The 14,440-nt window shown below is 58.2% G+C and carries 17 protein-coding genes; 10 read left to right on the top strand and 7 right to left on the bottom strand.

The window, feature by feature from the left end; translation table 11 throughout:
• Positions 1 to 15 precede the first annotated feature (15 nt).
• The 6 genes from ACR0L1_RS21375 to ACR0L1_RS21350 are packed head-to-tail and all read left to right on the top strand — an operon-like array spanning position 16 to position 4,695.
• On the top strand, positions 16 to 1,728 hold the full coding sequence (locus tag ACR0L1_RS21375; RefSeq protein ID WP_480505755.1) for an ATP-binding protein: 1,713 nt from the start codon (positions 16 to 18) through the stop codon (positions 1,726 to 1,728).
• A 3-nt stretch (positions 1,729 to 1,731) separates the two neighbouring features.
• Positions 1,732 to 2,202 carry an HPr kinase/phosphorylase gene (locus ACR0L1_RS21370; RefSeq protein ID WP_480860707.1) on the top strand — a complete coding sequence of 157 codons (471 nt, stop codon included), beginning with the start codon at positions 1,732 to 1,734 and terminating at the stop codon, positions 2,200 to 2,202.
• Entirely contained in the window at positions 2,187 to 3,080 is an 894-nt protein-coding gene (gene rapZ / locus ACR0L1_RS21365) for an RNase adapter RapZ (RefSeq protein WP_170775357.1), read from the top strand. Before ACR0L1_RS21370 ends, rapZ begins: the two co-directional genes overlap by 16 nt.
• Positions 3,077 to 3,490 (top strand): PTS sugar transporter subunit IIA, encoded by a 414-nt coding sequence (locus ACR0L1_RS21360; RefSeq protein WP_170775360.1) that lies wholly within the window; start codon positions 3,077 to 3,079, stop codon positions 3,488 to 3,490. The genes rapZ and ACR0L1_RS21360 overlap by 4 nt, the downstream gene beginning before the upstream one ends.
• On the top strand, positions 3,487 to 3,756 hold the full coding sequence (locus ACR0L1_RS21355; RefSeq protein ID WP_170356715.1) for an HPr family phosphocarrier protein: 270 nt from the start codon (positions 3,487 to 3,489) through the stop codon (positions 3,754 to 3,756). The genes ACR0L1_RS21360 and ACR0L1_RS21355 overlap by 4 nt, the downstream gene beginning before the upstream one ends.
• Positions 3,757 to 3,795: 39 nt before the next feature.
• Positions 3,796 to 4,695 (top strand): lysophospholipid acyltransferase family protein, encoded by a 900-nt coding sequence (locus ACR0L1_RS21350; protein ID WP_170775368.1) that lies wholly within the window; start codon positions 3,796 to 3,798, stop codon positions 4,693 to 4,695.
• A 73-nt stretch (positions 4,696 to 4,768) separates the two neighbouring features.
• Here the strand turns inward: ACR0L1_RS21350 and ACR0L1_RS21345 are convergent, their stop codons facing one another.
• Positions 4,769 to 5,644 (bottom strand): 3-hydroxybutyryl-CoA dehydrogenase, encoded by an 876-nt coding sequence (locus tag ACR0L1_RS21345; protein ID WP_170775370.1) that lies wholly within the window; start codon positions 5,642 to 5,644, stop codon positions 4,769 to 4,771.
• A 162-nt stretch (positions 5,645 to 5,806) separates the two neighbouring features.
• Between ACR0L1_RS21345 and ACR0L1_RS21340 the strand changes: the two genes are divergently transcribed.
• Positions 5,807 to 6,628 (top strand): DUF6473 family protein, encoded by an 822-nt coding sequence (locus ACR0L1_RS21340; RefSeq protein WP_237218081.1) that lies wholly within the window; start codon positions 5,807 to 5,809, stop codon positions 6,626 to 6,628.
• A gap of 63 nt (positions 6,629 to 6,691) precedes the next feature.
• Here the strand turns inward: ACR0L1_RS21340 and ACR0L1_RS21335 are convergent, their stop codons facing one another.
• The 6 genes from ACR0L1_RS21335 to ACR0L1_RS21310 all read right to left on the bottom strand — a co-directional run bounded on the left by ACR0L1_RS21335 (position 6,692) and on the right by ACR0L1_RS21310 (position 10,920).
• Positions 6,692 to 7,621 carry an electron transfer flavoprotein subunit alpha/FixB family protein gene (locus ACR0L1_RS21335; protein ID WP_480860705.1) on the bottom strand — a complete coding sequence of 310 codons (930 nt, stop codon included), beginning with the start codon at positions 7,619 to 7,621 and terminating at the stop codon, positions 6,692 to 6,694.
• Positions 7,621 to 8,379, bottom strand: coding sequence for an electron transfer flavoprotein subunit beta/FixA family protein (locus ACR0L1_RS21330; RefSeq protein ID WP_170775374.1), 759 nt, complete (start codon positions 8,377 to 8,379; stop codon positions 7,621 to 7,623). Before ACR0L1_RS21330 ends, ACR0L1_RS21335 begins: the two co-directional genes overlap by 1 nt.
• Before the next feature lie 185 nt (positions 8,380 to 8,564).
• Complete coding sequence (locus ACR0L1_RS21325; protein ID WP_170775376.1) at positions 8,565 to 9,137, bottom strand: cob(I)yrinic acid a,c-diamide adenosyltransferase; 573 nt, start codon at positions 9,135 to 9,137, stop codon at positions 8,565 to 8,567.
• On the bottom strand, positions 9,138 to 9,341 hold the full coding sequence (locus tag ACR0L1_RS21320) for a twin transmembrane helix small protein (protein WP_170356709.1): 204 nt from the start codon (positions 9,339 to 9,341) through the stop codon (positions 9,138 to 9,140). It abuts the gene before it with no gap.
• Between the two features lie 77 nt (positions 9,342 to 9,418).
• Complete coding sequence (locus ACR0L1_RS21315; RefSeq protein WP_480860757.1) at positions 9,419 to 10,246, bottom strand: SDR family NAD(P)-dependent oxidoreductase; 828 nt, start codon at positions 10,244 to 10,246, stop codon at positions 9,419 to 9,421.
• A 68-nt stretch (positions 10,247 to 10,314) separates the two neighbouring features.
• Positions 10,315 to 10,920, bottom strand: coding sequence for an SH3 domain-containing protein (locus tag ACR0L1_RS21310; RefSeq protein WP_480860702.1), 606 nt, complete (start codon positions 10,918 to 10,920; stop codon positions 10,315 to 10,317).
• A 201-nt stretch (positions 10,921 to 11,121) separates the two neighbouring features.
• On the opposite strand from ACR0L1_RS21310, the gene parC reads away from it, so the two are divergent.
• The 3 genes from parC to ACR0L1_RS21295 form a co-directional block, all read left to right on the top strand.
• Positions 11,122 to 13,470, top strand: a complete 2,349-nt coding sequence (gene parC, locus ACR0L1_RS21305; RefSeq protein ID WP_480860701.1) for a DNA topoisomerase IV subunit A — start codon at positions 11,122 to 11,124, stop codon at positions 13,468 to 13,470.
• A 97-nt stretch (positions 13,471 to 13,567) separates the two neighbouring features.
• Positions 13,568 to 14,161: a hypothetical protein gene (locus ACR0L1_RS21300; RefSeq protein WP_170775380.1), complete on the top strand. Its 594-nt coding sequence runs from the start codon at positions 13,568 to 13,570 to the stop codon at positions 14,159 to 14,161.
• A gap of 113 nt (positions 14,162 to 14,274) precedes the next feature.
• On the top strand, positions 14,275 to 14,440 hold a 166-nt coding region (locus ACR0L1_RS21295), incomplete at its 3' end, for a GTP-binding protein (RefSeq protein ID WP_480860237.1).

Genomic DNA, 14,440 nt, shown 5'->3' with positions numbered 1-14,440 from the left:
AGGTAGTCGGGTCTGGTGCGCGATACGGAACACGCCAATGAGCTTCGCGACGGGGATGTCGTATTGGGGGATGACTGGGTCATCCCGCAGGATGCCGACGCGGCCGAACTGAACGCGACGCGCAGCCGTCGCAACCTGTTTGCCCTGCGCGGCTCGCCGCTGGCACGCAAGATCATCACCTTCAATTTGATCGCTCTAGTTACATTGGTCACCGGATTGCTGTATCTGGATGACTCGCGGGAAGAGCAGGTGGCGCAAACCGCGCAGAACCTGATGGGGGACGCCCAGCTTGTCAGTAACGTGTTCGAAGCGCAGTTGCGACAAAGCGAATTTGGCCTGTCTGAATATGCCGGAGAGCTGGACGTCAAGGATACTCTGGCCGAGTTGAGCCTGCCCGAAGGCGGTGAAGTCTTTGTTTACGATGGCTCAGGCACTCTGATCGGCTGGACACGCGGCGGTGAGACACAAATGCCGGGTCTGCTGAGCGTTGATGCGGATATTCAGTCAGGCAGTACGTTGATCAGCGACGCGCTCAATGCTGTCTGGACGGGCTTGTCACGGGTTTTCACCAGTGACGATCAAGGGGTCGCTCCGACCCTGGCGCAACGGGTTCAGGCCATTATTCCCGGTGCCCTCGAGGGGCAGACGCAGGTTCAGGCGGTCAAAGATGACGCAGGTGAGACGGTGATCGTCGCGGCCTCGGCAATCCAGCTGGAAGGCGTGCCGGTCGGTGCCGTCGCCATGGCAGGACCTGCGGGCGAGATTGACGCTTTGGCCCGGCGCGAGCAGGAGCGAATCCTGCAAATGTTCGTCGTGGCGCTGTTGGTTTCCATTGGGCTCAGCCTTGTTCTGGCCTCGACCATTGCAAACCCACTTGCCGATCTTGCTGCGGCGGCAGAAACCGGAAAAGACCGCGGAACAGGGGTTAATCCCGGACGTATTCGTATCCCCGACTTGTCGGCGCGACCAGATGAAATCGGACGCCTCAGCCGCGCGCTGCGGGGGATGGTGACGGCGCTTTACAACCGCATTGATGCCAACGAACAGTTCGCAGCCGATGTCTCGCATGAAATCAAAAACCCGCTGGCCAGTCTGCAATCGGCTGTTGGCACCCTGCGTATGGTCAAGCGCGAGGATCAGCGCGACAAGCTACTGGATGTGATCGAACACGATGTGCGCCGCCTCGACCGATTGGTCAGCGATATCTCGAACGCGTCGCGTCTGGATGCCGAACTGGTGAAAGAAGAGGAGCAGCCCTTCGACCTGCTCAAGCTGCTTGGCAATATCGGGCAATATCTGGGTGAGGATGCGCGCTCGAAAGGGATTGACTATATCACCGATCTGCCCAGCCAACCCATTGTCATCAACGGGCTTGAGGCGCGTCTGGCGCAGGTTTTCGTCAACCTGATCACCAACGCGATTTCGTTCTGTGAAGAAAACGATGCAATCCGCGTTTGGGTGCGGCGGCGCGAAAACCGCGTGTTGATCGTGGTCGAAGATACCGGCCCTGGCATTCCCGAACAGGCGCTGACCAAGGTCTTCAAACGCTTCTATTCGCAACGCCCGGCCGAGCATTTCGGCAACAATTCAGGCCTTGGTCTGGCGATTTCGAAACAGATCATCGAGGCGCATGGCGGTGTGATTTGGGCTGAAAATATTCGCCCGACCGAAGCCGACATCACGTCGGACCCGCTGGGTGCGCGATTTGTGGTTGGGCTGCCGGTTTAACCCATGAGTGGCTCGCCCCTCTCTGATACTGAAAATCAGGACAAGGCCATCATCCACGCCAGTTGCGTTGCCGTAGATAGCCTGGGCGTTGTGATCATCGGCGCATCGGGGTCCGGCAAATCCGGCCTTGCATTGCAAATGATGGCTTTGGGCGCCGGGCTGGTGGGCGACGACCGTGTAGTGTTGCGCATGGACGGCCAGAACATCGTCGCAGAGGCCGCTCCCAATATCAGCGGATTGATCGAGGCGCGAGGCGTAGGCCTGCTGTGCGCCACAAACGTTGGGCCTGTTCCCGTCGCCTGTATCGTGGATATGGATCAAGCAGAACAGGCCCGACTACCCGATCCGCTAGAAATTCGAGCCCTGAGGCAAACTGTTCCCTTGCTACGGGGCGGCGGCGTGCCCAATTTGGCCGCAGCACTCTTTCAGATGTTGAAAATGGGACGGGTGAACCCGGAATGGCCCAACACATGACACCGCAACGGCGCATCGTTCTGGTGACCGGTCCTTCGGGGGCCGGGCGTTCGACCGCGATTCGTGTGCTTGAAGATCTGGGATTCGAAGCCATCGACAACCTGCCGATGGGTTTACTTCTGCGCTTGCTGGATGGCTCGCAAGACGACCGGCCGATGGCGCTGGGAATTGATGCACGCAATCGCGATTTCTCGACCATTGGCTTTATCGAACTGGCCGCGAAATTGCGCCGGATGGAGCAGGTAGATCTGACCACGCTCTATCTGGATTGTACGGATGATATCCTTTTGCGGCGCTTTTCGGAAACTCGCCGCCGCCACCCTGTCGCTGCAAACGCCAGCCCTGAAACCGGTGTTGTGCAGGAAAAGGAACTGCTTGCCCCCATCCGCGAGATTGCTGACACCCTGATCGACACCAGCCCCTTGAACGTACACCAGTTGCGTGAAGAGGTTGAACGTTGGTTTGCCCCTCAAGGCGGGAGGCATCTGGCGGTTTCAATAGAGTCCTTTTCCTATAAACGCGGCCTACCGCGCGGGCTGGATATGGTGTTTGACTGCCGGTTTTTGGCCAACCCATATTGGCGGCCGGAATTGCGGGCAGAGGATGGTCGAAACCCGGATGTGGCGCACTATGTTCAGTCAGACGCGAACTATGCACCGTTCTTCGAACGCGTGGTCGATTTGCTCAAACTGCTGCTTCCGGCCTATCGCGCCGAAGGAAAGGCCCATCTGTCGGTTGCCTTTGGTTGTACCGGGGGCCAACACAGATCGGTCGCCACCGCCGAGGCGGTTGCAAAAGCCCTTGCGGAGGAGGGGCAGCAAGTGGCAATTAGGCACCGCGAAATGGAACGTCGCTTGTTGAATGTGAGGCCGGATTGATCGGGATCGTACTTGTTGCACATGGTGGATTGGCCCAGGAATACCTGGCGGCCATGCAGCATGTCGTCGGACAACAACCCGGCCTGGTCGCAATCTCGATCGAGGCCGATCATGACCGGAACGCAAAGCAGGCCGAAATTTGCGCCGCTGCCGACAGCGTGGATGCTGGCGACGGCGTCGTTGTCGTGACCGACCTGTTCGGCGGCAGCCCATCGAATCTCAGCCTGCGGGCCTGTGCGCCACAGGATCGGCGCATCCTGTATGGCGCAAATCTTCCTATGCTGATCAAACTGGCCAAATCTCGCCATTTGCCGATTGGCGACGCCGTGCGATTGGCGATGGAGGCTGGACGAAAATATATCAATGCGCAAAATGTGACATTGGACGAAGACCGGATTGACCATACATGACCACCCGAAGCTTGAAGATCGTGAACGAAAAGGGCCTTCACGCCCGTGCCTCGGCCAAACTGGTTGAGGTGGTGGAAGGGTTTGATGCTCAGGCAGAAGTGTCGAAAGATGGGCTTTCGGCCTCTGGTGACAGCATTATGGGCCTTTTGATGTTGGCAGCGTCGCGTGGAACGACTATTGACGTCGAGACGTCCGGACCGGATGCTGAGGCGTTGGCCGATGCGTTGGAAACTCTGGTGAACGACAAGTTCGGCGAGGGGTTCTGACCGCACCTGCCGCAGGACCAAGAACGGGAAGACCAGGAATTGGCGGAAACAACGCACGAGACCAAGACAGGCCCGGTTGTAAACGGGGTCGAGGATCAGGGGGAAATCTACGATCGTAGAACTCTGACCTATGCAAATTCCTTTGACGATGCGTGGACGTCGACAGCCATCCGCGCGATCGAATGGTGCACCGGCAAACTGACCATTTTGCGCATGGTCAACAAGTTCGAAAAGAAGAACGAGTATTATCGAGGGCAACGGTTCTGGGGCGGTGCGCTCGAGGTTATGGGAATTGACCTGACCACCCCGCCAGAGCAAATCGCAAATATTCCAAAGGAAGGGCCGGTCGTTGTGGTTGCCAACCATCCGCACGGCATGGTCGATGGGATGATCTTCGCCGAACTGATCGGGCGTGTGCGCAGCGACTACCGCATCTTGACTCGCTCGGTTCTAACCGGGCTTGACGAGGCGGCGACGTCGTTCATGATCCCGGTGCCCTTCCCGCATGACCCCGAAGCACAAGCCAAAATGCTGGAAATGCGCGGCAAAGCCATGGAGCATCTCAAAAACGGTGGCGTCGTCGCACTGTTTCCCTCTGGCGTAGTGATGTCCTCCGATGACTGGTTCGGTCCCGCGATTGAGCGGGAATGGAATGTCTTCACTGCCAAAATGATCCGCCGCTCCGGCGCTCAGGTCGTGCCAATCTTCTTCCCAGGCAGCAATTCGCGCGCCTACCAGATCGCCAACAAACTATCAGCGATCCTGCGTCAGGGTCTGTTACTGCATGAAATTGTTCGCTCCTGCAACAAACCGCAGTCCCCCGTTATCGGCGAACCGATCTCGGACGAAGATATGCAGCTGCTCGAAACCGACCCGCGCGGTTTCATGGCCTGGCTCAGAAAACACACATTGTCCCTGCGCCAGGCGCCCAAACACTGATCCGCCTCTTCATCTGGCTAGAAATATCCCGGGGGTGAGCCCGGATAATTTCCGGGCGAGGGGGCTGGCCCCCTTACCGCGTCGGTACTGGGGCATCACCCCTATAATCATAAAACCCACGTTGCGTCTTGCGACCCAACCACCCGGCCTCGACATATTTCGTCAACAGGGGGCACGGACGATACTTGGTATCGGCCAACCCGTCATGCAGTACATTCATGATCGCCAGACAGGTATCCAGGCCAATGAAATCCGCCAGTTCCAGCGGCCCCATCGGGTGGTTTGCACCTAGTTTCATCGATTGATCGATGGACTGAACATTCCCGACTCCTTCATAAAGGGTATAGACGGCCTCGTTGATCATCGGCATCAGGATGCGATTTACGATAAAGGCGGGAAAATCCTCGGCGCTGGCAGCGGTTTTGCCTAGCTTGTCGACCACCGCCTTGCAGGCACTGAAAGTGTCCTCATCCGTGGCAATCCCGCGGATCAATTCCACCAGTTGCATGACAGGGACCGGGTTCATGAAATGAAACCCCATAAACCGTTCTGGCCGGTCCGTGCGGCTGGCGAGCCGCGTGATCGAAATCGACGAAGTGTTCGACGTTAGAATCGTATGCGGTAGCAAATGGGGTTGCAGGTCTTCGAAAATGGCTTGTTTGACGGCCTCGCGCTCGGTCGCAGCCTCGATCACCAAATCGGTTTGCCCAAGCCGGGGCAATTCCAGCGTTGTTGTGATGCGCTTCAGCGCGTTCTGCATTGCCTCATCCGAGATCTTGCCGCGCGACGCCTGGCGGGCCAAATTGCCTTCGATTGTTGCCAAAGCACTATTGAGCGCATCCTGACTGACATCATTCAAAAGAACATCGTAATCCGCCAGGGCAAGGACATGAGCAATACCGTTGCCCATCTGTCCTGCGCCTATCACTCCGACTGATTTTACATCCATTTTTTGGTGCCTTTGTCTCACGGGTCAGGGCGACAGTATCGGTAGATTGGGGCGGGCGGCAAGAGCATCGGGTGCATCCAATTTGCTTCAAATGCGCACATTAGAGAATTCTCAAGACTTACGGCTGCAAGATGGCACCCGGGTGAAAAATGGGTGAGTGTTATGAGCTATCATCAAACAGGCTCGGGGATACCCGAGGATGCCGTTTGCCAATATTCTAGTGCGCGGCTTTGGTTTCGGGGGCCCAAGCGGTCCTTGGATACACCATATATGGCTTGTGCAGGAGGGACAGAAACCTTCGGTCGTTTTGTCGATCGTCCCTTTGCAGCAGTGCTTGAGGACCGGTTGGACCGGCGTTGTCTCAATCTCGGCAGTCTGTTTTGCGGAGTCGACGCGCTTTGTCAGGAAAAAGGCCTGCAGTCCATTTTAGACGCTGCAGAGCTATGCGTCTTACAGGCTCCGGACCTTTTGGGGCAATCGAATCGCTTCTATCGTGTGCACCCAAGGCGGAACGACCGGTTTCTTGCCGCGACCGATGACCTGATCTCGCTCTATCCCGAGATTGATTTCGCTGATGTCAATTTCGTGCATCATCTGATGAAACTGCTGCAGGGTCATCAGGATGCGAGGTTCGAAGCTGTGGCGGAAGAATTGCGCCGAAACTGGGTCCGGGAGGTCGGCGGCCTGCTGCAAAGCCTGCAATCACCGGTGATCCTTTTGTGCCTTCGCGTCATACGGCAATCGGAAGACTCTCGACCAGTTCAGGAAACAGAAGTGCCGTTGACGCGTGAGATGCTGAACGCCGTCAGACCCTATTGCGCGCGGATTGTGCGGGAAACGGTGTGTGTTTCGGGCCAGTCGGATGAGTTGGAGGATATGTTGTTCGGTACGCTGCAACAACCGATGGCCGAGTTTATGATCGGACCCGCAGGGCATCGGTCGATTGCCGATGCGTTGGTCGGACCAATCCAGAATTTGCGCTAAAGAAAAGGCCCGCCAATCCGGCGGGCCCATCAGATTTTTCGTCGAAAAATCTTGGTCTAAAGATCAGCCGAGTTTCTCAGTCAGTTCCGGTACAGCCTGGAACAGGTCGGCAACCAAACCGAAATCGGCAACCTGGAAGATCGGTGCTTCTTCGTCTTTGTTGATTGCAACGATGACCTTCGAGTCCTTCATACCAGCCAGGTGCTGGATCGCGCCCGAGATGCCTACGGCAACGTACAGGTCGGGGGCAACAACCTTACCAGTCTGACCCACCTGCCAGTCGTTCGGAGCATAGCCTGAGTCAACGGCGGCACGCGATGCGCCAACGGCAGCACCCAGTTTGTCTGCCAGACCCTCGATCAGCTTGAAGTCCTCTTCCGAGCCGACGCCACGGCCACCCGAAACAACAATGCCAGCCGAGGTCAGCTCAGGTCGGTCGCTTTCGGCAACCTTGTCTTCAACCCAGGACGACAGACCGGGGTTGTCGCCGACCGAGATGGTCTCGACGGCAGCCGAACCGCCTTCGCCTGCTGCATCAAAGGATGCGGTACGGAAGGTGACGACTTTCTTGGCGTCGTTCGATTTCACGGTCTGGATCGCGTTGCCTGCGTAAATCGGACGCTCGAAGGTCGAACCGTCAACCACGCCGGATGCATCCGAGATCACCATCGCGTCCAGCAGGGCCGCAACGCGGGGCATCACGTTCTTAGCGTCGGTGGTCGCCGGTGCGACGATGTGCTCATAGCCATCGGCAAGGCCTACGATCAGGGCTGCCGTCGATTCCGCCAGACGGTGACCCAGCGATTCGTCTTCGGCGACCAGAACTTTGGCAACACCGTCGATTTTTGCAGCGGCCTCACCAGCAGCAGCGGCAGAACCACCTGCGGCCAGAACGGTGATGTCACCCAGCGCCTTTGCGGCGTTGACGGCTTTGGCGGTGGCGTCCAGCGCCAGTTCACCATTGTTGACTTCGGCGAGAAGAAGAACAGCCATTACACAGCCCCCGCTTCTTTGAGTTTCGCAACCAGCTCGTCAACCGAGCCCACGACGATACCAGCGGCACGTGCCGGCGGCTCTTCGGTTTTGACGATTTCCAGACGAGGAGTGACGTCGACGCCGTAATCGGCGGCGGTTTTCTCATCCAGAGGCTTTTTCTTCGCCTTCATGATGTTGGGCAGCGACGCATAGCGCGGCTCGTTCAGGCGCAGGTCAACGGTCACGATGGTCGGCATCTTGACGCTGATGGTCTGCAGACCGCCGTCAACCTCGCGCGTGATCTTGGCGCTGTCGCCTTCGATATCCACCTCAGAGGCGAAGGTGCCTTGGCTCCAGCCCAGCAGAGCCGACAGCATCTGACCGGTGGCGTTCATGTCGTTGTCGATCGCCTGTTTGCCCGCCAGAACGATGCCCGGCTGCTCTTCCTCGACCACTTTGGCCAGGATTTTGGCAACGGCCAGCGGTTCGATATCGGTGTGCACGTCGTCGGCTGCGACCACCAGGATGGCGCGGTCTGCACCCATGGCCAGCGCGGTACGCAGAGTTTCCTGCGCCTGCTTGACGCCGATGGAAACGGCAACGACTTCGTCAGCCTTACCTGCTTCTTTCAAGCGGATCGCCTCTTCGACGGCGATCTCGTCGAACGGGTTCATCGACATTTTGACATTGGCGAGATCAACACCGCTGCCATCCGCTTTGACGCGAACTTTCACGTTATAGTCAATCACGCGTTTGACAGGCACGAGTACCTTCATTTTGCGCTTGCTCCTCACAAATAACGGTAAGCCGCGACGCGACTCCACCAATGCTCTCGGACGTCTGAATAACGTCTCAAGTCACGCGACAACAGGGCAAAATCGTCATCTCGTGGGCTTGGGACGTCGCGTTTCATGTTTTTTGACGCTACGGCGCGCAACAAAGGTGCCGTAGAGTCAACGTCTCAGCGGTTTGCGCCCGGAATCCACAGCACATCGGCCGCGCCATTTTCATTGGCACAGCGTGCGGCCACGAAGAACCAGTCGCTCAGGCGGTTAAGGTATTTCACCGCCGTTTCATTCACCGGTTCCATATTGGTCAGCTCAACCGCTAGACGCTCGGCCCGGCGCGAGACGGTACGGCACACATGAAGATGCGCTGCCAGTCGAGACCCACCGGGCAGGATGAAGCTGCGCAACGGTTGCAGCGCCTCGTTCATGGCGTCAATTTCGGCTTCCAACCGGTCGATCTGCGAGGGGACGATGCGCAGCGGCGTATATTCGGCCTCGGCATCCTTATCCATGTCGGGGCGGCAGAAGTCGGCACCCAGATCGAACAGGTCATTCTGGATGCGCGACAGTGCGGCCTCGACCTCACCATCAGCTTCAGTTCGGGCGACACCGACGAATGAGTTCAGCTCATCCACTGTGCCATAGGCGGCAACACGACCCGAATACTTGGCGACGCGCTCCCCATTGCCCAAGGCTGTTTTGCCGTCATCGCCTGTGCGCGTGTAGATTTTGTTAAGCACGACCATTTACTGACCTCCCTGTCCGCGCAGCCAGACGTAGAGCACGATCAGCACCACGGCAATGAATTGAAACAGGATGCGCAGCTGCATCATCTTGTTGCTTTTCAGCGCGGCACTTTTCCCGGCCTTGCCGAAGTTTGAAATGCCGATCACCAGCACGACGACAACCGCCGCCATGGCCAGCAACAATACGACCATCAAAAGGTCCATGGGTCCACCGTCCGCGTTTATTACATTGGCCTATCATCTAGACCCGCGAGACCAAAATGCGAACCGATAATTTCGTCTCAGACATCCGACAGGATGCGGTCGATGACCCGCGTCGGCAAAATCCGACGCAGCCAGCCTGCGATATATGTGGGCGTCGTGACGTAGTAGCGGGGGCGGGGGCGCTTGGCCTCGACCGCGTGGACCAGCTTGTCGGACACGGCCGAGGCCGGCAGTTCAAACCGGTCGGGTCCCGAGGATTCGTAAAGCCGTTTCAGCAGCGATCCTTCGTACCGGCTGCGAAGGGCGGAGTTTTCCCAATCGATAAACCGTTCGAAGATCGGGATGGCGTTCTCTCTCAGCCGCGAGGTGATGGGGCCGGGTTCGATCAGGATGACCTTTATCTCTGTGTCGCGCAGTTCCAGTCGCAGCGTGTCGGTCAGGCCTTCGATCGCGTATTTCGTCGCCACATATGCGCCGCGCCAAGGGTACGCGACCAGTCCCAGTACGGATGAATTCTGGACGATTCGGCCACGCCCCTGCGCACGCATCACCGGGATGACCTGGCGGGTTAGTTCGTGCCAGCCAAAGAAATTGGTTTCGAAGATGGCGCGCAACCCGTCGGTGGGAAGGTCCTCGACTGCTCCGGGCAGGCCGTGCGCGCCATTGTTGAACAGCGCGTCGAGAGTGCCTCCGGTTGCCTCAAGCACTTCGGCGAGCCCTGTGGTGATGCTGTCGGTGTCGGTATAGTCGATGCGGGGGCTTTCAAACCCTTGGGCGCGCAGCCGGTCGCAATCACGTTGCTGACGGCACGAAGCAAAGACGCGCCAGCCCCGTGCACGCATTCCATGTGCTGCGTCCAGCCCGATACCGGACGAGCAGCCGGTGATAAGAATTGATTTCTGCATCATGTCCCCGAACCTGAGCCTGGCCCATAGCTAGGGTGAGGCTGAGCTCGGGACAATTGCTGCTTTGGCTAGTTCGTCGATTTTCCGACCAGCGAGGCAGAAATCCATCCGACCTGTTGCTGTGGCAACACGCGCAGACGCAGCCAGCCGGTGCCCGAATCGCTGAGAATTTCGACCTTCTGGCCAATCGTGGCCTTGCCGATGATCGGATAGATCGTGCCCGGCCCATCGCGCATATTGACCCGCGTGCCCGAGATTTCGCGGATGTCCTTTTCCGGCTCTGCCGGTGCTATCGGGTCAGCCTGTTGGGTTTCGGCAGGGACTTGTTTCAGACCCGTCACACCGTCCTCAAGCGACGCAAGCTGGATGCCGCTGGTTTGGGTGTCAAACACCGACAAGCCATTGAACCCCTCCAGGCTGGCGGGTTCGGCTACGAATTCGACAATCTCGGGTTGCTGTTTGATCGGTGTGATGCGCTCGGTCGGCGTGCGCGCGGCCACGTTGGTGACAAGCGCCTCGGCGGGTGCTGGTGCGATCTGAGTCGGACTGGGCTGGGCAGCAACGCGCACGGGTTGTTCGGACCGCAGGCCGCGCGGTTCAAACTCGGGCCCTCCGCTCATGACATAGAAGCACCAGCCGAGTGCAGCGAAACTAATAACGATAAGGCGCGTCATGGCGCATCCCCCAGGTAATCGTGAAACATGAAATAGGCAGCAGCTTAATGATCCGGAGCGTACCATATCTTAGGCCCCGAGTCGAAAGATCGGGGGAAATCCAGCAGTTGCCTCCCCCTGTTGCAAAAAGCGCCACTTGTCCCCAGCAAAATGAGTGCCGGTTGCTTTACCGCGGCGCGCTTGCGTCGTATCACATCATATATGAACGACACGATCGACGACCCCAACATGGAGGCCCCCGAAGGCGGGGGCGAGGTAGCCGAACCGCTGCGCCGCGCGATTGGCGAACGCTACCTTACTTATGCTTTGTCCACCATCATGCACCGAGCGCTGCCCGATGCCCGTGATGGTCTGAAGCCGGTTCACCGGCGAATCCTTTATGCGATGCGCGAGCTGCGACTCAGCGCGACAGGGGGATTCCGTAAGTCCGCGAAGATCTCGGGCGATGTGATGGGCAACTATCACCCACACGGTGATGCCGCGATCTACGATGCGATGGCGCGTCTGGCGCAGGACTTTAACGTCCGCTACCCGCTGGTCGACGGGCAGGGGAATTTCGGCAACATTGACGGCGACAATCCGGCGGCCTCGCGATACACCGAGGCGCGGATGACCATCGTGGCCGAAGCGCTGCTGGAAGGTCTAAACGAAGACGCTGTCGATTTCCGCGACAACTATGACGGTACGCTGACCGAGCCGGTCGTGCTGCCTGCGCAGTTCCCGAACCTTTTGGCCAATGGCGCCAGCGGGATCGCGGTGGGCATGGCGACGAATATTCCGCCGCATAATATCTCGGAGCTTTGTGACGCCTGTCTGCATCTGATCAAGACGCCGGACGCGCGGGATGACACGCTGCTGAACTATGTCCCCGGCCCGGACTTTCCGACTGGTGGCGTGATTGTCGAGCCCCCTGAGAATATCGCGCAGGCTTATCGCACCGGGCGTGGATCGTTCCGCCTGCGCTGTAAGTATGAGGTCGAGGATCTGGGGCGTGGCCAGTGGCAGATCGTTGTCACCGAGATCCCGTATCAGGTTCAGAAATCCAAGCTGATCGAAAAGATCGCGGAACTGATCCAGACCAAGAAAATCCCCATCCTCGGCGATGTCCGCGATGAATCCGCGGATGACATTCGTCTGATCCTTGAGCCGCGTTCTAAAAACGTGGACCCCGAGGTGCTGATGGGGATGCTCTACCGCAACTCGGACCTTGAGGTGCGTTTCAGCCTGAATATGAACGTGCTGATCGACGGGGTGACGCCCAAGGTCTGCTCGATGAAGGAAGTGCTGCGCGCCTTCCTTGACCACCGGCAAGAGGTTTTGTTGCGGCGTTCGCGTCACCGCATGGCTAAGATCGACCACAGGTTAGAAGTGTTGGAGGGCTTTATCGTTGCCTTCCTGAACCTCGACCGTGTGATTGACATCATCCGTTATGACGATGATCCCAAAGCTGCTTTGATGCGCGAAGATTGGGGCATCGACCACGTTCGAGCGACGGACGAATCCGACTATGTCTCGCCCAAACCAGGCGAGGGCGAACTGTCCGAGGTTCAGGTCGACGCCATCCTCAACATGCGCTTGCGCAGCCTGCGCCGTCTGGAAGAGATGGAGCTGGTCCGCGAGCGTGACGCGTTGATGGAAGAGCGCGCCAATCTCGAAGACCTGCTGGCTGATCCCGCCCTGCAATGGGCCAAGATCGCCGAGCAGTTGAAAGAGACCAAGAAGACTTTCGGCAAAGACTATGAAGGCGGCGCGCGCCGTACCCAGTTCGCTGAGGCTGGTCAGGTCGAGGAAGTCCCGCTTGAGGCGATGATCGACAAGGAGCCGATCACGGTCGTCTGTTCTCAAATGGGCTGGATTCGCGCCATGACCGGCCATATCGACCTTAAGCGCGAGTTGAAGTTCAAGGATGGCGACGGCCCGCGTTTCATCTTCCATGCCGAGACTACCGACCGCCTGCTGGTATTTGCCTCAAATGGTCGGTTCTACACAGTTAGCGCGGCCAACCTGCCCGGCGGGCGGGGCATGGGCGAGCCGCTGCGTCTGATGGTCGATCTGCCGAACGAGGCGCAGATCATCGACATCCTGATCCACAAGCCGGGGCGCAAGCTGCTGGTGGCCTCGGATGCGGGCAACGGGTTCATGGTGCCCGAGGATGATGTGCTCGCGCAAACCCGCAATGGCAAACAGGTCCTCAACGTCAAGGGCGACGAGACGGCAATGATCTGTAAACCGGTCGATGGGGATCACGTGGCTGTCGTTTCGCAAAACGGCAAGTTCCTGGTCTTCCCCACCGAAGACCTGCCCGAGATGACCCGCGGCAAAGGCGTGCGCCTGCAAAAATACAATATGGCACGAGGGCGGCAGGGAACGCTGGAGCTGGATGGTGGATTGTCTGATATCACGACGTTCAACTGGGAAGAAGGCCTGAAATGGTCCATGGGCGGTGACAAGACCCGGCACGAGGCGGATATGTCTCAATGGCTGGCCAAACGCGCCAGTGTGGGGAAAAAACCGCCCTACGGCTTCCCGAGGGACTATAAATTCTCGTGATCTCGCGCCCGCTTGCGGGGAATTCCGCCGATACGGCTTGGCACAGTCCGTATCGGTGCGCTAGATCAAAGAAAACAGGCATATCGAGACGAGAGACATGTTGCGCATTCTGACCTTGATCACCGGACTGGCCCTGATGGGCGCTTGTACGCAGACACAAGTGTATGAAGAGCCCGAGTCGCTGGGTGAATTTAAACTGCGCGTCAACTATGCCTTTGCCGAAAAGGCGGTGCAGGGCCCGGTTTCACGCGATGCCACACCCGATGAGTGGACCGCGGCGATTCAGAATGCGGTGGATATCCGTCTCGGCCGCTATGAGGGCGCGCAGGATTACGACATCGGCATCAGCCTGGAAGGATACATGCTTGCGCCTCCGGGCATTCCATTGATCTACAACCCGCGCAGCACTGCAATCGTGCTTGTGAATGTCTACGACGTGAACAAGAAAGAGTTTCTGGCCAAGGGTAAAAAATTTCAGGTTCTGGAAGACACCACAGGCGGCAGCGCGTTCAAAGGCTCAGGCCATGAGCGCACCAAGGAAGAGCAGATGAGCGGTCTGTCCCTGAAGGTAGCGGACCGAGTCGAAGAATGGCTGGCCGAGGAACATCAGCAGAACGGTTGGTTCAAAAGCCGCCCCGATCTGATCCAGCCGCTGGATTCCGGTGAACTCACGCAAAATCCAGCGTCGTAAACGGCTTTTCCCGCAGGATGTGCTTGATTTTCCCCTGCGAACCAAATATCTCGCGCGCGCAGATGTAACCACGGGACCACGGGTCCCCCAAATCGCAAAAGGGCGCCTGAGGAATGGCAAAGGAAAAGTTTGAGCGTACAAAACCGCACGTCAACATCGGCACGATCGGCCACGTTGACCATGGTAAAACCACGCTGACCGCAGCGATCACCAAGTATTTCGGTGACTTCAAAGCGTATGACCAGATTGACGGTGCGCCGGAAGAGAAAGCGCGCGGGA

Source organism: Ruegeria sp. J8, assembly GCF_056531925.1.
This window is presented reverse-complemented; position numbering and strand designations above follow the sequence as displayed.

Coding starts and splice junctions, on each gene's coding strand:
- ACR0L1_RS21335 (WP_480860705.1), bottom strand. CDS start 7,621: ATGGCTGTTCTTCTTCTCGCCGAAGTCAACAATGGTGAACTGGCGCTG.
- ACR0L1_RS21355 (WP_170356715.1), top strand. CDS start 3,487: ATGACCACCCGAAGCTTGAAGATCGTGAACGAAAAGGGCCTTCACGCC.
- ACR0L1_RS21310 (WP_480860702.1), bottom strand. CDS start 10,920: ATGACGCGCCTTATCGTTATTAGTTTCGCTGCACTCGGCTGGTGCTTC.
- ACR0L1_RS21330 (WP_170775374.1), bottom strand. CDS start 8,379: ATGAAGGTACTCGTGCCTGTCAAACGCGTGATTGACTATAACGTGAAA.
- ACR0L1_RS21325 (WP_170775376.1), bottom strand. CDS start 9,137: ATGGTCGTGCTTAACAAAATCTACACGCGCACAGGCGATGACGGCAAA.
- ACR0L1_RS21315 (WP_480860757.1), bottom strand. CDS start 10,246: ATGCAGAAATCAATTCTTATCACCGGCTGCTCGTCCGGTATCGGGCTG.
- ACR0L1_RS21370 (WP_480860707.1), top strand. CDS start 1,732: ATGAGTGGCTCGCCCCTCTCTGATACTGAAAATCAGGACAAGGCCATC.
- ACR0L1_RS21300 (WP_170775380.1), top strand. CDS start 13,568: ATGTTGCGCATTCTGACCTTGATCACCGGACTGGCCCTGATGGGCGCT.
- ACR0L1_RS21340 (WP_237218081.1), top strand. CDS start 5,807: ATGAGCTATCATCAAACAGGCTCGGGGATACCCGAGGATGCCGTTTGC.
- ACR0L1_RS21320 (WP_170356709.1), bottom strand. CDS start 9,341: ATGGACCTTTTGATGGTCGTATTGTTGCTGGCCATGGCGGCGGTTGTC.
- parC (WP_480860701.1), top strand. CDS start 11,122: ATGAACGACACGATCGACGACCCCAACATGGAGGCCCCCGAAGGCGGG.
- ACR0L1_RS21345 (WP_170775370.1), bottom strand. CDS start 5,644: ATGGATGTAAAATCAGTCGGAGTGATAGGCGCAGGACAGATGGGCAAC.
- rapZ (WP_170775357.1), top strand. CDS start 2,187: ATGGCCCAACACATGACACCGCAACGGCGCATCGTTCTGGTGACCGGT.